The following is a 20,117-nucleotide window of genomic DNA, read 5'->3' as shown; positions in this document are numbered from 1 at the left end:
AGAGATGCGTTGGTGTGCCCTAGTACGTCCACACCTTGGTGTAGGCCGAACGAACCTTGTTCTTCGTGCGAAGTAGAGCTATCTGGAGCGCGGTCGAGAAAGCGATCACCGCCACGATCATGCAGGTGGCCGCCATCAACGCGCAACCGGGGATCGGGTCGTAATAGGTCACCATATACATGGCCACGGCGCAGAAGCTCACGAAGAAACCGATGATGCTCAAGAGGGGAACCAGGATCAACCCGGTGTACTTGGTATCGGAGAGGTCCATCTCTTCGGAGCGAAGGAACCGGAGGATCGCCATGCCGATGACCGTCCAGATGGTCGTCAGGAGCACGGCTGAGACCACGTCTACCGGGCGGTGCCAGGCATTGACCACCGTCGAGAAACCCGCCGCCAAGGTGAAAAACGCGCCGATCATCGCCACGACGGGGCGAAACTTCTTGGGGGAGGCGAGAAACAGGGCCGCGCCGGCAGAGGCGGCGAAAGTGGTGTGGCCGGAGGGCGCGGAATTCATGACCGCCTCTTGCATCCCAAAGTCGGGCTTGGTGACGATGAAGTTCTTCAAGATCTGGGTAGAAGCATTGGCCGCCAGCGCCACGCCCAGGCCGACGAGGGCCGGCACGAAACGATGCTTCCACACGATCACGAAAATAATGCAGACCAGGGCGAGGACGCCGGCTGCGGCGGGGATGAGGTCGAGCATGCTCGAGGTTTGCGTCTGAAAGCGCATGAACCGATACGAGAATTCATGCAGGGCCCGTTCGTCGAGGTCTTGACCTACCGCGGTGCGGATGAAGAACCAGAGCGAGAGCGCAAAGAGAGTTCCGAGTATCACCAGGGCACCGATGTGTTGCACGATCGACCACAGGGAGGGGCGGGTGCGGCGCACTGCGTTCCACCGCGCATGATGCGCCTGGTGCGGCGTCCGGAGAGTGCCAGGGCCGGTGTCGTCTGTCTTAGCCGGAACGGCACGCACTGAAGCATCGGGGGTCACCCGACGCTCGACGGGGGCCTCCGGGGAGAGAGGGTACTGTGCGTTGTTTCGTCTGACCAAAACGTGTGTGAACCGCCTTTCACGGACAGGATTGCCGGTTGTCACCACTAGAACTGAAGTTTATTGTGCCAAATTCTCTTGAGGGTTTCCTGGGAGAATCCATGAGACCTCCTCCCGGTTTCAACGCCGGGGCGGCGCCGCTGTAGATTAAGGGCGTGCACACTTCAAACCTGCCTCCCTTCTTTGACGGTCGTCCACTGCCCCCGTTGCAGGACATCCTTGCCGGGGTTCATGTGGTTGAGATCCCCATGCGCGTCAAGTTCCGCGGGGTCACCAGCCGACAGTCGGCCCTGATCCACGGTCCTGCAGGGTGGGCCGAATTTGCGGCGTTTATGGAATACGGCGCTGAAGAGGCAAGCGCCTGGTTGGCGGCCGCGGTCGAGGCTGCCTGGTTGGGGTACCCGGAACCGCGGCGCACCGAGGTTCCGGTCAACGCCACGATGCCGGCGGTGGCGGCGCACGAGGTGCCCGGGGTGCTGGCGAACTATGAGGGTGAAATCCACGAAATCAAGATTAAAGTCGCTGAGTCTGGGCAGGGTGTTGACGAAGACATTGCTCGCGTTGCCGCAGTGCGAGCCGCGCTCCCGCAGGCCCGGCTCAAGGTAGACGCCAATATGGGGTGGAACCACGATCAGGCCGTGGACGCCCTGGTTCGCATGGCTGAGTTCGATCTGGTCTACGCCGAGCAGCCGGTGTCTACCGCGGAGGGGCTCGCGCGGGTGCGCGAGGAATTGCGTCGACGCGGGGTGGGCACCCTGATCGCCGCCGATGAATCGGTGCGCAAGGCCGCCGATCCGTTGCGGGTGGCGCAACTGGGTGCGGCCGATGTCCTGGTGGTGAAAGCGGCCCCTTTGGGTGGGGTGCGCCGGGCCCGCGAAGTGGTGCGAGCCGCCGGTTTACCGGCCGTGGTTTCCTCCGCACTGGAGACATCGGTGGGTATTCGTGCCGGAGTGGCGCTCGCGGCGAGCCTCGACGAGTTGCCGTTCGGTTGCGGTTTAGACACGGTCTCCCTGATGGCGGCAGATACCGCCGCACCTTCCCTACGATCCCGTGATGGGGTGATCCAGGTGCGGGACGTTGCCGCCGACGAAGATTTGTTGGGCACCTGGGCCGCCTCCCCGCAGGTCACGGCCTGGTGGCGCCGGCGCATCGAGGAGTGTTATCGCGTTCTGAGCGACGCCTGAGGGTTATTAGGCAGGTTTCCCCCGCGGTGTCGTGCAACGCCTCAAGTACAAAAATTCGTTCTCTGGGTGACACTTGGATGAGCTTTAAGTTACCGGTGAGTAAAGTGCTTAGTAGGGGGCATAATTGCTCTGTTTATGGGGACAAGAACCCTGGGGTTTCGTCGGATAATACCTACAAATTCTTAGATTTGTCCCCCAAATGCCCTCAGCCTGTGTTATGCTCATATCAGTCATCGCAATTACTTTCTTTGTGAAACAAAAGCGGCCTGGTCGCACAGGGTAGATCCGCTCTTCGCAAGAGGTCCACTAGGGAATTTTTAAGACTGCGCAACGATACGCAGAAAGAGGCAATCATGTTCTTCCTTCAGTCCGCACCGAAGGCATCCTCCGTTCAGAACCTCGGCTCCAAAGCCGTTGAGAACTTCAAGCAGATCTTCCTCACCCCCACCCTGACTGAGGAAGAGCGCTGGGATCTCTACTACGACTACTCCGCGGTGACCGAAAAGGTCTCCCACTAAACTCAGCTTTCGCGCCATAGCGCCCCGCCCGTCACTGCTTCGGTGACGGGCGCTTGTCGTTAAGATGGAAATCGATGAATACTACCCCGCTTCCTCCCTCGCTGATGTCGGCAGTCTCGGTGCTGGATTCCCTGGTCCGAGCAGGCATGCGCCATATTCTGGTGAGCCCAGGCTCTCGGAGCGCACCCCTGGCCTATGCCGTGGCCGCCCTTGATGCCGCGGGAGTGGTGACCTCGCACGTCCGGATCGACGAGCGCTCGGCCGCCTTCACCGCGCTGGGCCTGGCCAAAGCCACGGGCGCTCCGGTGGGTGTGGTGACTACGAGCGGCACTGCGGTGGGGGAGCTGGTTCCGGCGGTGATGGAGGCGTATCACTCGGGGCTTCCGCTGGCCATACTCAGCGCCGACCGGCCACCGCGGCTCCGAGGCACCGGCGCTAACCAGACCACGCAGCAGCCCGGCATGTTGACCAACTTCGTGCGGGCCGAGGTAGACCTGACGGATTACCCCGAACGGGAACCGGGAAAGCAGACCGAGGCGTTCTCGCAGGCGCTGGCCACGCTCTGCGGCCGCGATGCGCAGCGTTGGGAGGCCGCCTCGTCTCTACCGGTGGGGCCCGTCCACCTCAACCTCGCCTTCGACACCCCGTTGACCCCGGCCCCGGCCCACGCCGAACTGTTGCAACGCTGGGCGCGGCGATTGGCCGAGGCTCCCGAGGCGGCACCGCTGGCGCAACCAACCGAGGATCTGGCCGACTGGCTGGGAGTGAACACCGCACAGTTACCGGAGGTGAAAACCGTGGTCGTGGCCGGAGACGGTGCCGGTGAGGTGGCCCAGCGATTCGCCGCCAAGCACCACCTGCCGCTGCTCGCCGAACCGAGCTCTGGGGCACGGTTTTCGAACGTGGCAATTGAGGCCTATCGGCAGGTGTTGGCGGGGGAGCTGGGGGAGCAGATTGAGAAGGTCGTGCTCTTCGGCCACCCCACGCTGTCTCGCCCGGTCACCGCGCTCTTGGACGCCGCCGATAAAGAACAGCTCTACTATGCCGAGCGGCCGGCCCCGTGGTTCACTCCGGGCCGCCTCAAGCGACGCGCCGTGAACTCGCTGACGGAACTGGCAGAGTTGGCCGGTCGGGGAAGCGCGCAGTGGCTGGATGCCTGGCAACAGGCCGGGCGGCAGGCTCGCGCCGAACATCTGGCCGCAGTCCGCGACTATCGCGAAACCGGGGTCGCCACCGGTCGCGCCGCGGGGCTTTCGCTGGCGCTGCAGGCATGGGAAACCGCCCAGGTTCGGGGCGAGACGCTACTGTGCGGATCGTCCAACCTGATTCGCGATCTTGACCTCATCGCGCCTTCCTCCCAGCGCGCCCCCGTTGTGTTGGCCTCGCGGGGGTTGGCGGGTATTGATGGGACGCTGGCCGTGGCGTCCGGTGTCTCGCTGGCGAGCGCGACGCGAGACGGTGGGCAAGCTACCCCGGTGCGCGTCTTGTGTGGAGACCTGACCTTCCTACACGATGTCTCTTCGCTCAATATCGGCCCCCTGGAACTCAAGCCGCGGGTGGTGGTCGATGTGCTCGATGATCGCGGTGGCGGGATTTTTGGCACTCTCGAGCACGGAAAACTGGGGCAAGACCCTGGTTTCGCGGAGGCCGTCCATCGCTATTTCACCACTCCGCACGCGGTGGAGATCGAGCGGTTGGTGGAGGGATTCTCTGCCGAGAATGGCTTCACCGTGAACGTGACGCGGGCGTAGAATTAGGTATACAAGATACCGATTTGAGGAGGCTGTCATGCCCGGCACTCACGAGGGGCACGTGATCGACCTGCCCGACCTAACCTGCGCGTTGCAACCGTTCGAGACCAAACCGCACGCGAAGAAAATTGTCGAGGCGGACGGGGCCAACCTCGTGCTACTCGAATTTTCCGCCGGCCAGGTCTTCAAGGAGCACCACAGCGTGCATCCGATCGTGGTACAGACCCTCAAGGGGGTCGTGGATTTCACTGTCCAGGGCTCCACCATCCGCTTGCATCCCGGCAAGCCGATCCACCTCACCGCGCACCTGTTACACGAGTTGAAGGCGGTCGAAGATAGCACCGTGCTGGTCACCATGCTCACCGGTGAACACCACGAAACCGCCACGGTCAACCTCTAGCGCGCCCTCCTGCCTAGAGCTCGGGGTGCATTCGTGACACAATGGCAAGGTGAATCGTGCAGACCTGAATAAAAACACCGCAGACATCGCCTCCATGTTCGACCAGGTGGCAGAGCGCTACGACCTGATGAACGGCATTCTCTCGGGCGGGCAGCACCTGTACTGGCGCAAGCAAACCGTCGCCGCGGTCAACGCGCAGCCCGGTGAGCGCGTGCTCGATATCGCCGCAGGTACCGGCACCTCCTCCGAACCGTTCGCGGATCTCGGGGCGGACGTCGTTGCCGCCGATCTCTCGGAGGGTATGTTGGCGGTCGGTCGAAGCCGTCGTCCTGACATCACCTTCGTGCAGGCAGATGTGACCGACCTTCCTTTCGGGGACAACGAGTTCGACGCGGTGACGATGTCGTACGGTCTGCGTAACGTCGCCGAGTACCCCCGGGCGCTGCGGGAACTGCACCGCGTGACCAAACCCGGCGGCCGCATCGTGGTCTTGGAGTTCTCCAAGCCCACTTTTGCCCCCTTCGCCGCGGTGTATAAGAATTACATTATGCGTGCCATCCCGCCGATCGCGCGCGCGGTGTCTTCCAACCCCGAGTCGTACGTTTACCTCGCCGAGTCGATCATCGACTGGCCAGATCAAGACGCTCTGGCTCACGAATTCACCCGCGCCGGCTGGACGGATGTGAAGTACCGGAACCTCACCGGAGGCATCGTCGCCATCCACCGCGGTTTTAAGGCCCCCGCCTCAGACATCGCAGGGGCGGCGCAGACCCAGCAGGCACGCGTCTAGTCAACGGCGCATCGAGATAGAGAAGAAACTTCAGACGTGAGCGACACCGAGAACACCACCACTTCGGGATCCATGGCAGACCTCTTCGCCAATGCGGATTTCTCCCTGCCCGCCGGCTTTGACATCATCGCCTCCGACGAAAAATTGGGGCCGCAGATCCTCAGCGCGCTCGCTGAGATCGAGGAGCGCCTCTCGCGGGCGGTTACGCAGACCTCGAAGATTGCCGATGTGGCCTCTCGCCACCTGCTCAACGCGGGAGGCAAGCGGGTGCGTCCTCTGCTGACCCTCTTGGCTGCCGCCGCGGACGGCGAGATCAACGACGCGGTGATCGATGCCGCCGTCGTGGTTGAGCTGACCCACCTGGCCACCCTCTATCACGACGACGTGATGGATGACGCCCCCAAGCGCCGCGGTGTCGACACCGCCCAGAATATTTGGGGCAACTCGGTCGCTATCTTGACCGGCGATCTCATCTTCTCCCGCGCGTCCCTCATCGTCTCTGAGCTGGGGCAGCGCCCGATGGCAGTGCAGGCGCAGACCTTCGAGCGTTTGGTGCTGGGGCAGCTTTTCGAGACTACCGGTCCGCAGGAGGGCGAGGACATCCTCACCCACTACATCAAGGTGGTCGAGGGTAAGACCGGGTCACTGATCGCGGCGGCCGGTTCTTACGGCACGATCCTCTCCGGTGCTTCGGAGTCGGTGGTGCAGATGCTGGCTCGTTACGGTGAACTGGTGGGTGTGGCCTTCCAGCTGGCCGACGACGTAATCGACGTGACCGGGCAGTCGAAGAAGTCGGGCAAGGTGCCCGGCACCGACCTGCGCGAGGGAGTTCCCACGTTGCCGACCATCCTGTTGGAGCAGCAGGCGCAGTCGGGCGATCCGGAGGCGCAGCGGGTGCTCGAGCTGGTGCGTGCAGACCTCACGGACGACTCGGCCCTGGCGACCGCCGTGGCCGAGCTTGCCGCCCACCCGGTGACCCGCCGGGCGTGGGAGATCGCCTACCAGTGGGCCGATGACGCGATTGCTGCCATTGAGCCGTTGCCCGAGTCGACCGCGAAGTCGGCGCTGAAATCCTTCGCGCATGCAGTGGTGCGTCGCGAGGCCTAATTGAGCCCCACCCTCCATGTCTTGAATAATGAGACATTGGTGTAGAAATTGGGGATGCAGGTCACACTACCAGTAGATTAAGTGCACACTAGCGGGCCGCCCGGGCCCGCCTTCAACGCACTCCTTTCTACTCACAGAGGTAGCTATATGGCCTCGTCGCTCAAGGCACCCAAGAAACGCGAAAGTTTCTCAAGCCGCAAAGTATTCATTTTCGCCGCCATCGGTTCCGCGGTGGGACTGGGAAACATCTGGCGTTTTCCCTATGTCGCTTTCGATAACGGTGGCGGCGCCTTCATGATCCCCTATCTGGTGGCACTGTTGACCGCAGGTCTGCCGTTTCTCTTCTTCGATTACGCCATCGGCCACCGCGGCCGGGCGTCCTCGCCGCTATCCTTCCGCCGACTGAACCGCAAGACCGAGTTCATCGGCTGGTGGCACATGGGCATCAATGCGATCATCGCGATTTACTACGCCGCGATTCTCGCCTGGTCGCTACGCTACATGCTCTTCTCCTTCAACCATGCCTGGGGCGACGACCCGGCCACGTTCTTCATGAAGGACTTCTTGCACGCGGGGGAGACCAGCCTCTCCTTCAACTTCGTGCCCGGCGTGCTGATCCCCGTGATCCTGGTCTGGGTCTTGCTGCTCGTCATCATGAGCCTGGGCGTGCAGAAGGGTATCGGCGCCGCCAACGTCATCTTCATTCCGTTGCTCGTGGTGATGTTCGTGGTGCTGGTGGGATACTCGCTGACCCTGCCGGGAGCCTCGGACGGTTTGAACGCGTTGTTCACTCCGCAGTGGTCCTCCTTGGCTGACCCCAAGGTGTGGGTCGCCGCCTACGGCCAAATCTTCTTCTCCCTGTCCATCGGCTTCGGCATCATGATCACCTATTCCTCCTACCTCAAGACCAAGACCGACCTGACCGGTTCGGGTGCGGTCGTAGGTTTCTCTAACTCGGGTTTTGAGTTGCTGGCAGGTATCGGCGTGTTCTCGGCGCTGGGTTTCATGGCCCAGGCCGCCGGCACGTCCGTCTCTGAAGTGGCCACCTCGGGTATCGGCCTGGCCTTCATCGCTTTCCCGACCATTATCTCGCAGGCGCCGGCCGGCGCGCTGATCGGCCTGCTGTTCTTTGGGTCGTTGCTGTTCGCCGGTTTCACCTCCATCATCTCCATCGTCGAGGTGATCGTGGCCGGTATTCAGGACAAGTTCGATATGGCCCGAGTGCCCGCCACCCTCTTTGTGGGGGTGCCGCTGGCTGTACTCTCCATTGTGTTCATGTCCACCGAATCCGGTCTCTACGTGCTGGACATCCTGGATAACTTCGTCAACCAGTTCGGTATCTTGGCCGCCGGTTTGGTCTCCATCATCACCGTCGCCTACCTGGTACGCGGCTTGCCCTTCCTGCGCGATCATCTGAACCGCTTCGGTTCGGTGCGCACCGGGGGATTGTGGATGGTGCTCCTGGCCCTGGTGACCCCGCTGGTCCTGGGATACAGCCTGATCTCGACCTTCATCGGTCTGCTCCAGGAACCCTATGAGGGATACCCCGCCCAGATGCTGAATATCTTCGGCTGGGGCATGGTGATCATGCTCTTGGTGATCGCAGTGGTGGTCTCCTTCTTGCCGTGGTCCAAGACCTCGCGCGCGGCGCTGAAGCCTCCCGCCCCGCCCATTTCCCGCGGCAAACTGCTAACCGATCACGTTGATCCTTCCCGTCACCGGATGAAGGCCCACAGTGAAAGTGAGGTGGCGTAACCATGACAAGCGCAGCGATTCTGATGCTGATCGTGGCCATCGTAACCATCTGGGGTGGCATGGTGTTGGCGATCGTCAACCTGGCCCGCCACCCCGAGCAGCCGGAGGAACCCGGCGCGGTGGATGAATATAATCTGCACGCCGACTAACCTCTGATCTGCAAAAGTCCCGTACCGCTATGATTCTGAGGGGTACGGGACTTTTTGCGTGCCTACTTTTCGTCGTGGTCGGAAGCGAGCTGTGCCGCCCACTTCTCCAACCTCATCCGAATTCCATCGAAGTGGGCGGTCATCAGTTCAACGGCCTTGGCGGGATCTCGGTCGCTGACGGCCTGGTACAAATCGGTATGGGCTTTCGAGAGGCTTTCTAAGTCTTCAGGCTGTAGCGGCGCCACTCCGTCGAGCGACATCGAAATGTTGTGGTAAACCTGCCAGAAGACGTCCAGAAGCCCGGAGAGCAACTCGTTGCCCAGGGGTGCGAAAAGGGCGGCGTGGAACCTTTGATCCCAATAGGCGATAGAGTTGCCCTCTTTGCTGGCGGCCTCGATCCCCAGGGCGGCTTCCTCCACCCTTTTCAGTTCAGACTCTTCGATCGACATCGCCACGAAGGGGATCAGCCCGGTCTCCAGGGCCTGGCGCACGTCGATGAGCTCCAGGGCCTCTTTGCCGTGGCGGAAGAGAGACAACCTTCCGCGAAACGTGAGGGCACGCACCATCGGAGTTAGAGCGTCGTTGCTGACGAAGGTTCCTCGGCCGTGTCTGATCTCAACGATGCCGATGGCGTCGAGAACTTTCATGGCTTCACGTAGCGAGTTCCTGCCCGCACCGAGTTCCTCCGAAAGCTCTGTCTCGGTGGGCATGGGCGCTCCTGCGGGAAGTTGCTTCTCGAGGATCAAGTCGATGATGTGGTTCTGAAGAAGTTCCTGACGATCTCGGGCGGTGGTTCTGTGTTTTGAGCTTGGCTGTGTCATTGAGTAACTCCTTGAAGCGAATACTCATATTCTCTGAGACCTTGTGCGTATTCGACGGCGAAGGCCCACGTGTCGTGTCTGAGAAACATCTGAGTTAGTACTTGCACTTTGTGGTACTTATCACTATCTTAAGGTACAAGAGGTAGGACGTCCTACTTCTGGTCACCTGGTCTTCATCTATTTCATATAAGTCACAAAGGAGCGACTTCCATGAAAGAGGCTCTCAGCTCACCCCTCGGCCGCCGAGGGTTCTTCAAGCTCGCCGGTTCTGCCGGAGCAGCTCTTGCCTTCACCGCCAGCCTCGCCGCATGCGGTAACAACAATTCCTCTGCAGGAGGTTCCTCGGAAGCCGCCTCGGAGTCGGTGAACAAAGACGGCACCATCAACGCCGGTATCGCCTACGACGTCTCGACCTCCTTCGATCCCTCCGTTGCCTCCGGCGCCGCGCCGATGGCAGCGAACCTGCACATCTTCGAGGGCCTCACCGCCCTGGATCCGGCAACCCGCGAACGTTACAACGCTCTGGCCGCCAAGGACCCCGAACAGGTCAACGACACCACCTATCGCGTCACGTTGCGTGAGGGCGCAAAGTTCCACAACGGCGATCCCGTCACCGCCGAGGATGTCGTCTGGTCGTTCGACCGCTACACCGCCGAAGAGTCGCTGTTCGCTCAGTTCCTCTACTTCATCGACTCCACCCAGGCAGTCGACGACAAGACCGTAGAGTTCAAGCTCAATCAGCCCTTCCCGCTCTTTGCCGACCGCATCTCGCTGGTTTTCATCATGCCCAAGAGCGCAGAGAAGAACCTCGACGGTTTCGGATCGTCCCCCGTGGGTTCGGGCCCCTACAAGTTTGTCTCGGCTACCAAGGGCGACCACATCAAGTTCGAACGCTTCGACGATTACAACGGACCGCGCCCGGCTCTGGCCAAGACCATGAACTGGTCCATCTTGGCAGACCCCGCCGCACGTGTGACCGCAATGCAGTCCAAGCGTGTGCAGACCATCGAATCCGTGCCCTACGACAACATCAAGGTGCTCGAGAACTCGAACCTCAACGTCGAATCGGTGCAGTCCTTCGGTCTGCTCTTCATGATGTTCAACTGCCAGAAGGCTCCGTTCGATAAGAAGGAAGTGCGCCAGGCACTCTTCTACGCCATCGACATGGACAAGGTCATCAACAACGCTCTGCTGGGCAACGCTTCGGCGGCAACCTCCTTCCTCCACAAGGAGCACAAAGACTACGTTGAGGCCTCCACCGTCTACACCTACGACAAGGCCAAGGCACAGAAGTTGCTGAAGGACGCCGGTGTCGAGAACCTCAAGTTCACCATTCACACCACCGATCACGACTGGGTCAAGCAGTGCTCGCAGCACATCCAGGAATCCCTCAAGGACGCCGGAATGGACGTCGCCATCTCGGATCAGGCGTCTGCGTCCCTGTACTCCGACTACGTCGACACCGGTGATTTCGAGGTGGTCCTGGCACCCGGTGACCCCTCGGTCTTCGGTAACGACGCAGACCTCTTGCTCTCCTGGTGGTACCGCGGTGCAACCTGGCCCGAAAAGCGCTTCCGCTGGTCGAAGACCGAAGAGTACAAGCAGGTACAGAAACTCATGGACTCGGCCGTGACCGCCGAGAACCCGAAGCAGGACTGGAAGAAGGCCATCGACATCATTGCCGACAACGCTCCGTTGTACCCGCTCTTCCACCGTCGACTGCCCACCGCGTGGGACGCTTCGACCCTCAACGGTTACAAGCCGCTGCCGACCACCGGCGTCTCGTTCTTGAACGTTGGTTCCACCCAGGCATAATGCCGTAGCTACTTTCAAAAAGCGGGTGAAGCGCCCACTACAGCAATTCCACACCACCGTGCGGCGCTTTGCTTTTTGAATGCGAGGCTACGACGGCATTCACAGCGGTGCGGTTGCCGTCGTAGCCTCCCCTCCTCGACTTTCTATCACCACACCACAAAATCCGGGATCTCTGCACGCCGAAACCCCGGTGAGAAAGCGTAGTTTGTTGTGTCTAATTTATTGCGACTACTAGGGCGGCGACTCTTAGCCTTGCCGGTCATGCTCCTGGGCGTGACCATCCTGGTTTTCATCATTCTTCAATTCACCCCCGGCGACCCAGCGACCATTGCACTCGGTGAAGGCGCGTCCGAAGAAGCCAAAGCCGCTTACAACCGGGAAATGGGTTACGACCAACCCTTGCCCGTGCAGTACCTCGCCTTTCTCGGTCGTCTGATCCGATTCGACCTCGGCATGACGACGCCCCCGGCTCAGCCCGTGATCGATCAGATCAAGGTCGCCTTCCCCATCACCTTGCAACTGACCTTCCTGGGTGTGTTGATCGCCGCCGTAGCTTCCTTGGTGTTGGGTGTGACCGCGGCTCTCTACCGCGACCGCTGGCAAGACCAGGTGATCCGCGTGATCTCCATGGCCTCGATCGCAACCCCCTCCTTCTGGTTGGGTATCCTGCTCATCCAGTACCTCTCCCTGAACCTCGGCTGGTTCCCCTCGGGCGGTAACGCGCCGAAGGGCAGCGGCTTTGGTACCTGGTTGCAGTACATGTTCCTTCCGGCCCTGGCGCTCGCGGTGCCGGTCAGCGCGTCCCTCATCCGCACCGTGCGTACCTCGATGGTGGAAGAACTGGATAAGGATTACGTGCGCACCGCCATCGGTAACGGTGTGCCCCGCCGCGAGGTCATCACCAAGAACGTGCTCAAGAACGCGCTCATCACCCCGGTGACCGTGTTGGGCCTGCGCATCGGTTACCTCATGGGTGGCGCAGTCGTGATCGAGATGATCTTCTCCCTCAACGGAATGGGCAACCTGATCTTCACCGGAATCACCGGTAACGACATCAACCTCGTTCAGGGCGTGGTCATCACTATCGCCGTCGCCTTTGTGCTGGTGAACATCATCGTTGACCTGTTGTACATGCTCATCAATCCTCGTATTAGGACGGTATAACTCATGATGCGAAAAGGACTAGCTGACCGTCTTTCTCAGCCTGGTATTCGCTTCAAGGCCCTGCCCCTGGGATCCAAAATTGCTCTGGGATTCCTCTTTCTCATTATTCTCATGGCGTTGCTGGCCCCCGTCCTCGCTCCGCACGATCCGCTGGCCTCGACGGGTATACCGATTTCGGCTCCCGACGGTGAGTACCTGTTCGGCACCGACCGCCAGGGCCGCGATATTCTCTCCCGCCTAATGTACGGTGCTCGAGCCTCCCTGCAGGTTGGCCTGGGTGCGGTAGCGCTGGCCCTGTTGCTCGGCGGCATTCTTGGCTCACTGGCCGCCACCAGCTCCAAGGTCGTCTCTGAGATTGTGATGCGCCTGATGGACATCCTGATGGCCTTCCCCGGTATCGCACTCGCCGCGGTTCTGCTGGCTTCGCTGGGTAACTCGGTGGGCACCATCATCCTGGCGATCGCCATCGTCTACACCCCGCAGCTGGCCCGCGTCGTCCGAGCTCAGGTGCTCGCTAGCTGGGACGAAGACTACGTGCGTGCCGAGCGTGTCATGGGCGCACCGCGTCCCTACATCCTGCTCAAGCACGTCGTGCGTAACACCATCGCTCCCGTGCTGGTGTTCGCCACCGTGATGGTGGCAGACGCGATCATCCTCGAAGCGTCGCTGTCGTTCCTCTCGGCTGGCGTGCGTCCGCCGAACCCCTCCTGGGGTAACGTGATCGCCGACGGCCGCGCCCTGGTGCTCGCCGGTGGCTGGTGGGCAACGACCTTTGCCGGCTTGATCATTCTGCTGACCGTGCTCGCCTTGAACGTGCTCTCCGAGGGCATGACGGACGCCATGGTCAACCCCAAGCTGCGCCGCAAAGTAAAAATCGACGAAGAGAACAACACCGACGGCCTGACCTCGGGTGTGCTGACCTCGGCCCCTGCCGTCACCGACGACAAGTCTTACGCGGAAGCGGAGGATATCCCGCAGGCGATGAGCGAGGAGACCCGCAAGATCACCGCTGAAGAAGTCAGCGCCGGTGCGCTCGCCGGTGAACGCGACTATCAGAATCGTCTGGCCACCCAGAACCTCGAGGGCGTGCTGAACGAGTTAAAGGACGCCGAGACTCGCCGCACCGACCGTCTGGTGGCCAACCCCAACGCGCGCGTCATCCTCGAGGTCAAAGATCTCTCGATCTTCTTCCCCGAGCGCTTCGGCGAGACCCCCGTGGTCGACCGCGTGTCCTTCACCGTAACCGAGGGTCAAACTATGGGCCTCGTGGGCGAGTCGGGTTCGGGTAAGTCCATCACCTCCCTGGCCATCATCGGTTTGCTCGACAAGAAGGCCAAGATCACCGGTTCGGTGAAGTTCGAAGGCCAAGAATTGGTGGGGGCCTCGGAAGAGGTCTTCGAGAAGTTGCGTGGCTCGGTCATTTCGATGGTGTACCAGGATGCCCTGAGCTCGCTGAACCCGTCGATGCTCATCAAGGATCAGATGCTGCAGCTGACCAAGCGAGGAGGCCGAAAGACTCCCGAGGAGCTACTGACTCTCGTGAAGTTGGACGCAAAGCGGACCCTCAACTCGTACCCGCATGAGCTCTCCGGTGGCCAGCGTCAGCGCGTGCTGATCGCGATGGCGCTCTCCCGCTCGCCCAAGCTGGTGATCGCCGATGAGCCCACCACCGCGCTGGACGTCACCGTGCAGAAAGAAGTCATTAGCTTGCTGAACGAGCTGCGTGAGCAGCTGGGCTTTGCGATGATCTTCGTCTCACACGACTTGGCTCTGGTGGCGCAGGTGGCACACCGCATCTCGGTGATGTACGCCGGCCAGGTGGTCGAGACGGGCTTCACTAGCCAGCTGTTGAAGAACCCGATGCACGAGTACACCCGAGGCCTCTTGGGCTCGGTGCTCTCCATCGAATCGGGTTCAGAGCGCCTCTACCAAATCCCCGGTACCGTGCCCTCGCCCGGCGACTTCGCCACAGGCGACCGTTTTGCGCCGCGTTCTCTGCGTGCGGACGCCGACCCCAACCAGCGGTTGAAGTTTGTGGCCGTGGAGGGCGAAGAAGGCCACTGGTGGGCCTCACACCGTGAAAATCTAGCAACCGAAGGGAGCGTGCGATCGTGAGCGAATCTATCCATGGCTCGGTAGCGGCTAACACCGAAGGCGACCGGAACATTCTCGACACTCAGGGACGGCAAGCCGTCACACGCGTCAGTGAGCCCATCATCGAGCTCAAAGATATCCAGGTTCACTACCGTTCCAGAACCGGAGGTATCTTCAAGCCCCAGATCGTCAAAGCGGTGGACGGCGTCTCGCTGTCGATTCGCCGTGGTGAAACGATCGGCATCGTAGGGGAGTCTGGCTGCGGTAAATCCACCCTGGCATCGGTCATCGTGGGTCTACAGAAACCGACCGGGGGTCAGATGACCTTTAAAAACCGGGACGCCCTCAAGCGCAATGCCGCCTTCCGCAAGGAATTCGGTTCGGATATCTCGATCGTTTTCCAGGACCCGGCCACCGCACTGAACCCGAGAATGACGGTGCAAGATATTTTGCGCGATCCGCTGGACGTGCACGGCATCGGCAACAAGGCCGGGCGCGACCGACGGGTACGCGAACTTCTAGGCCTCGTGGGTCTGCCCCAGTCGGCGGCGGAGGCGCTGCCCTCGCAGATCTCCGGTGGTCAGCGTCAGCGCGTGGCCATCGCCCGCGCCCTGGCGTTGGAACCGAAAATTATCGTGGCCGACGAGCCGACCAGTGCGTTGGACGTCTCGGTGCGCGCGCAGGTGTTGAACCTGTTGAGCGACCTGAAACAGGAGCTGTTCTTGGGCATGGTGTTTATCTCCCACGACATCCAGACGGTTCGCTACGTCTCTGACCGCATCTGCGTGATGAACGGGGGCAAGATCGTCGAAGAGGGCAACGCCGAACAGGTCTTTGATCGCCCCTCGCAGGATTACACCCGCAAGTTGCTCGGTGCCGCCCCGACGCTCTTGCACGTTTAGAATTTCGCATCTTTTCACGAAGGAGTTTATGGATGACCTCACCTCAGTTTTCCGGCGTTATCCCTCCCTTGCTCACACCCCGCACCACCGAGGGCGAGCTGGATCTCGCTTCTCTAACGCAACTCATCGAGCACCTCATCGAGGGTGGAAGCAACGGCATCTTCGTTCTGGGATCTTCCGGTGAAGTTCCCTATCTAACGAACGGGGAACGGGAGAAGGTGCTTGCCGCGACCATCGAAACGGTGGGCGGTCGGGTGCCGGTTTTGGTGGGAACGAACGAACAGACCACGGCACGAGTCATCGACGAGGCTCGGCGTCTACTGGCCATTGGCGGCGATGCCATCGTGGTGACCAGCCAGTACTATGCGCTGGACAACGCCTTGGAAGAAGAGCGCCACTTCCGGGAGATCGCTGCGGCAGTGGACGTTCCCGTCTTCGCCTATGACGTACCCGTGCGCACCAAGCAGAAGCTCAACGTGCCGCTGTTGACGAAGCTGGCGCGAGAAGGCGTGATCGTCGGTGTGAAGGATTCCTCGGGAGACGATATCTCCTTCCGTTTGCTGGCCCAGGCTACGCGCGATATTGAAGGGTTCTCGCTCTTTACCGGTCACGAAGTCGTCTGCGACGGTGCGATGCTCTCCGGCGCCCACGGCATCGTACCGGGCCTGGGCAACGTGGACCCCGCCGGTTATAAGCGGCTCTATGACGCCGCGGTGGCTGGGGATTGGAACGCGGCGCGCGCCGAACAGGACCGCCTCACCGAGCTGTTCAATATCGTCTTCGTCGAGTCCCCCTCGGTCTCCAGCGGAGCCGCTGGCCTGGGCGGTTTCAAGACGGCCCTGGAACTCATGGGCGTGATCGGCTCCAACACCATGTCTAAGCCCATGGAATCCTTAGGGGAGGGCGAGCGCGAACGTATTCGCGCCATCGTGGCCAAGGCGCAGCTACTGGAGCCGCAACCCTAATGCGTGCGTCGGCGTGCCTGTACCGTTGAGCACGCCGACACACGGTGTCACCACTGCGGAGGGGATGAAAAACGCTATGGCGCTGGTAAAAATTGCACTCGGTATCGATCTCGGCGGCACGAAAACCGCCTTCGGGTTGGTGGACGCGGCGGGGCAGGTGATAGACCGCCACGAAATCCCCACTCAGGCCTCGGCCGGTGGTGAGAAACTTGCCCGTCACACGGCGGCCGGTGCCGCCGTCCTGATCGAACGAGCCCGCTCACGCAACCTTCAGGTCGTGGGAATCGGTATCGGTTCGGCCGGGGTGATCGGGGCCCAGGGGCAGGTCATTACGGCGGCCAACGTGATTAAAGGGTGGTCCGGTGTGCCGCTGGCCGGCATCGTTCGCGAAGAAACCGGTTTGCCTACCTTTGCCATGAACGACGTTCACGCGCACGCACTCGGTGAGGATTGGCTCGGCGCCGGCGCAGGCGCGGAAACCAGTTTGATGGTGGCCTTCGGGACCGGCGTGGGTGGGGGAATGATCATCGGTGGGCAGGTGATGAAGGGCGCCCATTACCTCGCCGGGCATGTGGGGCACTTCTCGTCGCCCTACGCTCAAGGGGTCCCGTGCACCTGTGGCGGCGAGGGACACCTCGAGGCCGTGGCGGCAGGGCCGGCCATCTATCAGCGCTATCTGAAGCTGGGAGGGGAGCAGTCCAGCCCCGATACCAAGGACGTCGCCCTCCGCGCCCGCAACGGTGACCGGTTAGCGATAGAAGCGATCGAATATGCCGCGCGAGCTGCAGGTCTGGCGCTGGGCGATTTGGCCAACATCCTCGACCCCCACGTGCTGGTGGTCTCCGGCGGGGTGGCTAACCTCGGGGATCTGTGGTGGCCGATCGTGGAGGCGGAGTTTAAGAAGGCGGCCCTCGGGCACGCCAAAGAGACAGTGATCCGGCGGGCGCAGCTCGGTGCCGACGCGCCGCTGTTGGGCGCGGTGACAGTGATCCCCGATTTTGTACGAAAGTAGAGACGGATGTTTACCCACGATGAACTCATAGACTCCCTGCGCGGCCAGCTCATTGTCTCGTGCCAGGCGTATCCGGGGGAACCCATGCGAGACCCGCGGACCACCGGTCAGGTGGCGGCCTCGGCGGTGCTGGGAGGTGCTGCGGCGGTGCGTGTTCAAGGGCTCGCCGACGTCCAGTTCACGCGCACTGCTGTGGAGGTGCCGGTGATCGGGCTGTGGAAAGACGGCCACGACGGCGTCTTTATTACCCCGACGCTGCACCATGCTCTGGCGGTAGCCCAAGCGGGTGCGCACGTGGTGGCGCTGGACGGCACTACGCGGCAGCGCCCGGACGGGTTGAGCCTGGCCGAGGTGGTGCGCGCGGTGCACGAAGAATCTAACGCTTTAGTTATGGCCGATTGCGATAGCTTGGAGGCCGCCCACGCCGCGGCCGAGGCCGGCGCCGACTTCATCGGCACCACCCTTGCCGGATACACCGACGCCCGACCCAAGACCGAGGGGCCGGACCTAGAATTGCTTTCGGCCGTCGCCGCGGCCGAGCTGGGGATCCCTCTCATCGCCGAGGGACGCGTCCATACCCCCGCGCAGGCAAAGCAGGCGTTGGACGCCGGTGCGCACGCGGTGGTTGTGGGCACGGCTATCACCCACCCCATCTCTATTACGGGCTGGTTCAAAAACGCCCTGATGAGTTAGACAGCGGGCAGGCTGTCTGTGCCCCGGTGGGCGTTTGCTCACCGGGGCACTTTTTAACCAGGACGCTGTTGTTCACCGGGGCGCGGTTTCTGCGTGAAGATGAAGACCCCGGCGGATCGCCCGCACCATGGAGTTCCACATGTCCTGCGAGGCGCGTGCGGTGGGCAACATCCCATCCGCGCCGTGGTACATGCCTTCGACCCAGTGAGTTTCCACCTCGACTCCCGCGCGGACCAAACGTTCGGCGTAGGCACGGTTCTCCGGATAGAACAGGTCGAGGGTGCCGCACCCGATCCAGGTGGCGGGTAGCCCCGCTAGGGACACACGCCGGGCGGGAGCGGTGTCTTCGGGGAGGTCGGCGGCACCGGCTCGCCCGTTCAGGTAGCGGTTCCACGCCCGAACATTGGAGCGAGCGGACCAGATGAAAGCGCCGCGGTGCTCGGCGTCGTCGAGAAAGCCGGTGCGGTCGTCCAACATGGGGTAGACCAGCGCCTGGAAGGCCACCGGCAGGTGGGCGTCGTGCGCGCGTTGGGCCACCGAGGCGGCAATACCGGCACCTGCACTGGCGCCGGCCACGGCTATGTTGTCGGGGGATACACCGAGGGATTCGGCCCGCTGCAGTAGCCACCGCAAGGCCTGAACACCGTCGTCGATATCTGACGGATACGGGTGCTGACCGGCCAAGCGGTACTCCACGTTGAGAACCGGCACCCCCAGCTCCTGTGCTAGGCGGGCGCAGTACAGCTGGTCGGCAGCGGCCGAGCCGGCCAGGTGCCCACCGCCGTGAAACCATAGGAGCGCGCCCATACCGCGGCGGTGCCGGGGCACCGTGAGCAGAGAGACCAGCTCTTCACCGGCCGAGTGGGCACCCAGACGAACCTCCTCGACGCGCAGGGTGTTACCCCACTTCTCCCGGGGAAAGTGCTTTTTCCACTGCTGGTTCTGCACGTAGAACGAGAGCTTATTGTGCAGGGGAAGCCACAGGATGGGGTGGCGTAGGGAGACCGTCACCCGCCGCACCTCCGGCGTCCTGCGCAGAGCGTAGAGCGCAAGTGCCGCGCTCGCTAGTTGTGCGGCGGTCGACAACACTGACACCCGTATCACCTACTCCGCGGTGTGTACGTCGGGACGTTGCCAGGTGGGCATGTTGTCTCGAGCGTAGTTGTAGTATTCGATGTTTCTCAGCTCTGCCGCGGCTTCTTGGTCGACGATCACCGAGACGTTGGGGTGCATCTGCAGGATCGAAGCGGGGCAGAAGGTTCCGATGGGGCCTTCGACGAGACCGGCCACCGCCTGAGCCTTGTTGCGACCGATAGCGACCAACACGATCTTGCGGGCCTCCATGATCGTGCCGATGCCCTGGGTGAGGCAATGTATCGGTACTTGTGACTGGTCACCGTCGAAGAACCGAGCATTGTCTTTGACGGTATGGGGTGCCAAGGTCTTGATGCGGGTACGGGAGACCAATGAAGATCCCGGTTCGTTGAACCCGATATGCCCGTTCGCGCCGATGCCGAGCAGCTGAATATCGATACCGCCGCTGGACGCGATGTGCGCCTCGAAGTCGGCGCACTCGGCCACGACGTCCTGCGCCGTGCCATCGAGCACGCGCACGTTCTCGGGGGCAAGACCCACCTGCTGCACAACCTCGCGGTTAATCACGCTGTGATATGACTGCTGGTGATCCAACTCGATGCCCACATATTCATCCAGCGCGAAGGCCTTGACGCGCGAGACATCGAGCCCGTTTTCCACCCGCGACGCCAGGTGACGGTAGGTGCTTTCGGGGGAGGAGCCGGTGGCTACCCCGATGACCGCCTGGGAGTTTTCGCTGATTTCTTCGGCGAAGAGAGCCGCGGCGTACTCTCCAACTTCGTAATCTGAGCTTTTGATGATGATCTCCATACCTTCAGTATAGAGTTTTGAGCGTACCAAAGACA

The 20,117-nt window shown here is 61.9% G+C and carries 19 protein-coding genes; 15 read left to right on the top strand and 4 right to left on the bottom strand.

Annotated features, from left to right (window positions below):
• Window positions 1-19: 19 nt before the first annotated feature.
• Window positions 20-1,057, bottom strand: coding sequence for a phosphatase PAP2 family protein (locus VVR12_RS04990; RefSeq protein WP_368550070.1), 1,038 nt, complete (start codon window positions 1,055-1,057; stop codon window positions 20-22).
• Between the two features lie 155 nt (window positions 1,058-1,212).
• On the opposite strand from VVR12_RS04990, the gene VVR12_RS04985 reads away from it, so the two are divergent.
• The 8 genes from VVR12_RS04985 (at window position 1,213) to VVR12_RS04950 (ending at window position 8,711) form a co-directional block, all read left to right on the top strand.
• Window positions 1,213-2,241, top strand: coding sequence for an o-succinylbenzoate synthase (locus VVR12_RS04985; protein WP_368550069.1), 1,029 nt, complete (start codon window positions 1,213-1,215; stop codon window positions 2,239-2,241).
• A 353-nt stretch (window positions 2,242-2,594) separates the two neighbouring features.
• The gene (locus VVR12_RS04980) at window positions 2,595-2,759 is read left to right on the top strand and encodes a hypothetical protein (RefSeq protein ID WP_368550068.1); all 165 of its coding nucleotides are present in this window, start codon (window positions 2,595-2,597) and stop codon (window positions 2,757-2,759) included.
• Window positions 2,760-2,833: 74 nt separating this feature from the next.
• Window positions 2,834-4,510, top strand: coding sequence for a 2-succinyl-5-enolpyruvyl-6-hydroxy-3-cyclohexene-1-carboxylic-acid synthase (gene menD, locus VVR12_RS04975; protein WP_368550067.1), 1,677 nt, complete (start codon window positions 2,834-2,836; stop codon window positions 4,508-4,510).
• A gap of 37 nt (window positions 4,511-4,547) precedes the next feature.
• The gene (locus tag VVR12_RS04970; protein ID WP_368550066.1) at window positions 4,548-4,910 is read left to right on the top strand and encodes a cupin domain-containing protein; all 363 of its coding nucleotides are present in this window, start codon (window positions 4,548-4,550) and stop codon (window positions 4,908-4,910) included.
• Window positions 4,911-4,959: 49 nt separating this feature from the next.
• On the top strand, window positions 4,960-5,700 hold the full coding sequence (locus tag VVR12_RS04965; RefSeq protein WP_368550065.1) for a demethylmenaquinone methyltransferase: 741 nt from the start codon (window positions 4,960-4,962) through the stop codon (window positions 5,698-5,700).
• Between the two features lie 72 nt (window positions 5,701-5,772).
• Window positions 5,773-6,807 carry a polyprenyl synthetase family protein gene (locus VVR12_RS04960; protein ID WP_368550477.1) on the top strand — a complete coding sequence of 345 codons (1,035 nt, stop codon included), beginning with the start codon at window positions 5,773-5,775 and terminating at the stop codon, window positions 6,805-6,807.
• 147 nt (window positions 6,808-6,954) lie between these two features.
• The gene (locus VVR12_RS04955) at window positions 6,955-8,562 is read left to right on the top strand and encodes a sodium-dependent transporter (protein ID WP_368550064.1); all 1,608 of its coding nucleotides are present in this window, start codon (window positions 6,955-6,957) and stop codon (window positions 8,560-8,562) included.
• A gap of 2 nt (window positions 8,563-8,564) precedes the next feature.
• Window positions 8,565-8,711 carry a methionine/alanine import family NSS transporter small subunit gene (locus tag VVR12_RS04950; RefSeq protein ID WP_368550063.1) on the top strand — a complete coding sequence of 49 codons (147 nt, stop codon included), beginning with the start codon at window positions 8,565-8,567 and terminating at the stop codon, window positions 8,709-8,711.
• Window positions 8,712-8,773: 62 nt separating this feature from the next.
• On the opposite strand, the gene VVR12_RS04945 is transcribed toward VVR12_RS04950, so the two are convergent.
• Window positions 8,774-9,532, bottom strand: coding sequence for a FadR/GntR family transcriptional regulator (locus VVR12_RS04945; RefSeq protein ID WP_368550062.1), 759 nt, complete (start codon window positions 9,530-9,532; stop codon window positions 8,774-8,776).
• Window positions 9,533-9,742: 210 nt separating this feature from the next.
• Here VVR12_RS04945 and VVR12_RS04940 point away from each other — a divergent pair, with 210 nt between their 5' ends.
• From VVR12_RS04940 to VVR12_RS04910, 7 genes are all read left to right on the top strand, one after another.
• Window positions 9,743-11,347, top strand: a complete 1,605-nt coding sequence (locus VVR12_RS04940) for an ABC transporter substrate-binding protein (RefSeq protein ID WP_368550061.1) — start codon at window positions 9,743-9,745, stop codon at window positions 11,345-11,347.
• A 210-nt stretch (window positions 11,348-11,557) separates the two neighbouring features.
• On the top strand, window positions 11,558-12,511 hold the full coding sequence (locus tag VVR12_RS04935; RefSeq protein WP_368550060.1) for an ABC transporter permease: 954 nt from the start codon (window positions 11,558-11,560) through the stop codon (window positions 12,509-12,511).
• Between the two features lie 6 nt (window positions 12,512-12,517).
• Complete coding sequence (locus tag VVR12_RS04930; RefSeq protein ID WP_368550476.1) at window positions 12,518-14,626, top strand: dipeptide/oligopeptide/nickel ABC transporter permease/ATP-binding protein; 2,109 nt, start codon at window positions 12,518-12,520, stop codon at window positions 14,624-14,626.
• 50 nt (window positions 14,627-14,676) lie between these two features.
• Window positions 14,677-15,507, top strand: coding sequence for an ATP-binding cassette domain-containing protein (locus VVR12_RS04925; RefSeq protein ID WP_368550475.1), 831 nt, complete (start codon window positions 14,677-14,679; stop codon window positions 15,505-15,507).
• A 32-nt stretch (window positions 15,508-15,539) separates the two neighbouring features.
• Complete coding sequence (locus VVR12_RS04920; protein ID WP_368550059.1) at window positions 15,540-16,472, top strand: dihydrodipicolinate synthase family protein; 933 nt, start codon at window positions 15,540-15,542, stop codon at window positions 16,470-16,472.
• A 76-nt stretch (window positions 16,473-16,548) separates the two neighbouring features.
• Entirely contained in the window at window positions 16,549-17,484 is a 936-nt protein-coding gene (locus VVR12_RS04915) for an ROK family protein (RefSeq protein ID WP_368550058.1), read from the top strand.
• A gap of 6 nt (window positions 17,485-17,490) precedes the next feature.
• Window positions 17,491-18,177 carry an N-acetylmannosamine-6-phosphate 2-epimerase gene (locus VVR12_RS04910; RefSeq protein WP_368550057.1) on the top strand — a complete coding sequence of 229 codons (687 nt, stop codon included), beginning with the start codon at window positions 17,491-17,493 and terminating at the stop codon, window positions 18,175-18,177.
• A gap of 72 nt (window positions 18,178-18,249) precedes the next feature.
• Here VVR12_RS04910 and VVR12_RS04905 read toward each other — a convergent pair whose 3' ends face one another.
• Together VVR12_RS04905 and nagB are read right to left on the bottom strand one after the other, a co-directional pair.
• The gene (locus VVR12_RS04905) at window positions 18,250-19,272 is read right to left on the bottom strand and encodes an alpha/beta hydrolase fold domain-containing protein (RefSeq protein WP_368550056.1); all 1,023 of its coding nucleotides are present in this window, start codon (window positions 19,270-19,272) and stop codon (window positions 18,250-18,252) included.
• A 9-nt stretch (window positions 19,273-19,281) separates the two neighbouring features.
• Window positions 19,282-20,082 carry a glucosamine-6-phosphate deaminase gene (gene nagB, locus VVR12_RS04900; RefSeq protein ID WP_368550055.1) on the bottom strand — a complete coding sequence of 267 codons (801 nt, stop codon included), beginning with the start codon at window positions 20,080-20,082 and terminating at the stop codon, window positions 19,282-19,284.
• Window positions 20,083-20,117: the final 35 nt, after the last annotated feature.

Origin of the sequence: Rothia sp. LK2588, assembly GCF_040946465.1 — a bacterium.
Taxonomy (GTDB): domain Bacteria; phylum Actinomycetota; class Actinomycetes; order Actinomycetales; family Micrococcaceae; genus Rothia.
Note: the sequence above shows the minus strand (reverse complement) of the source record. Positions and strands in the feature narration are given on the sequence as shown.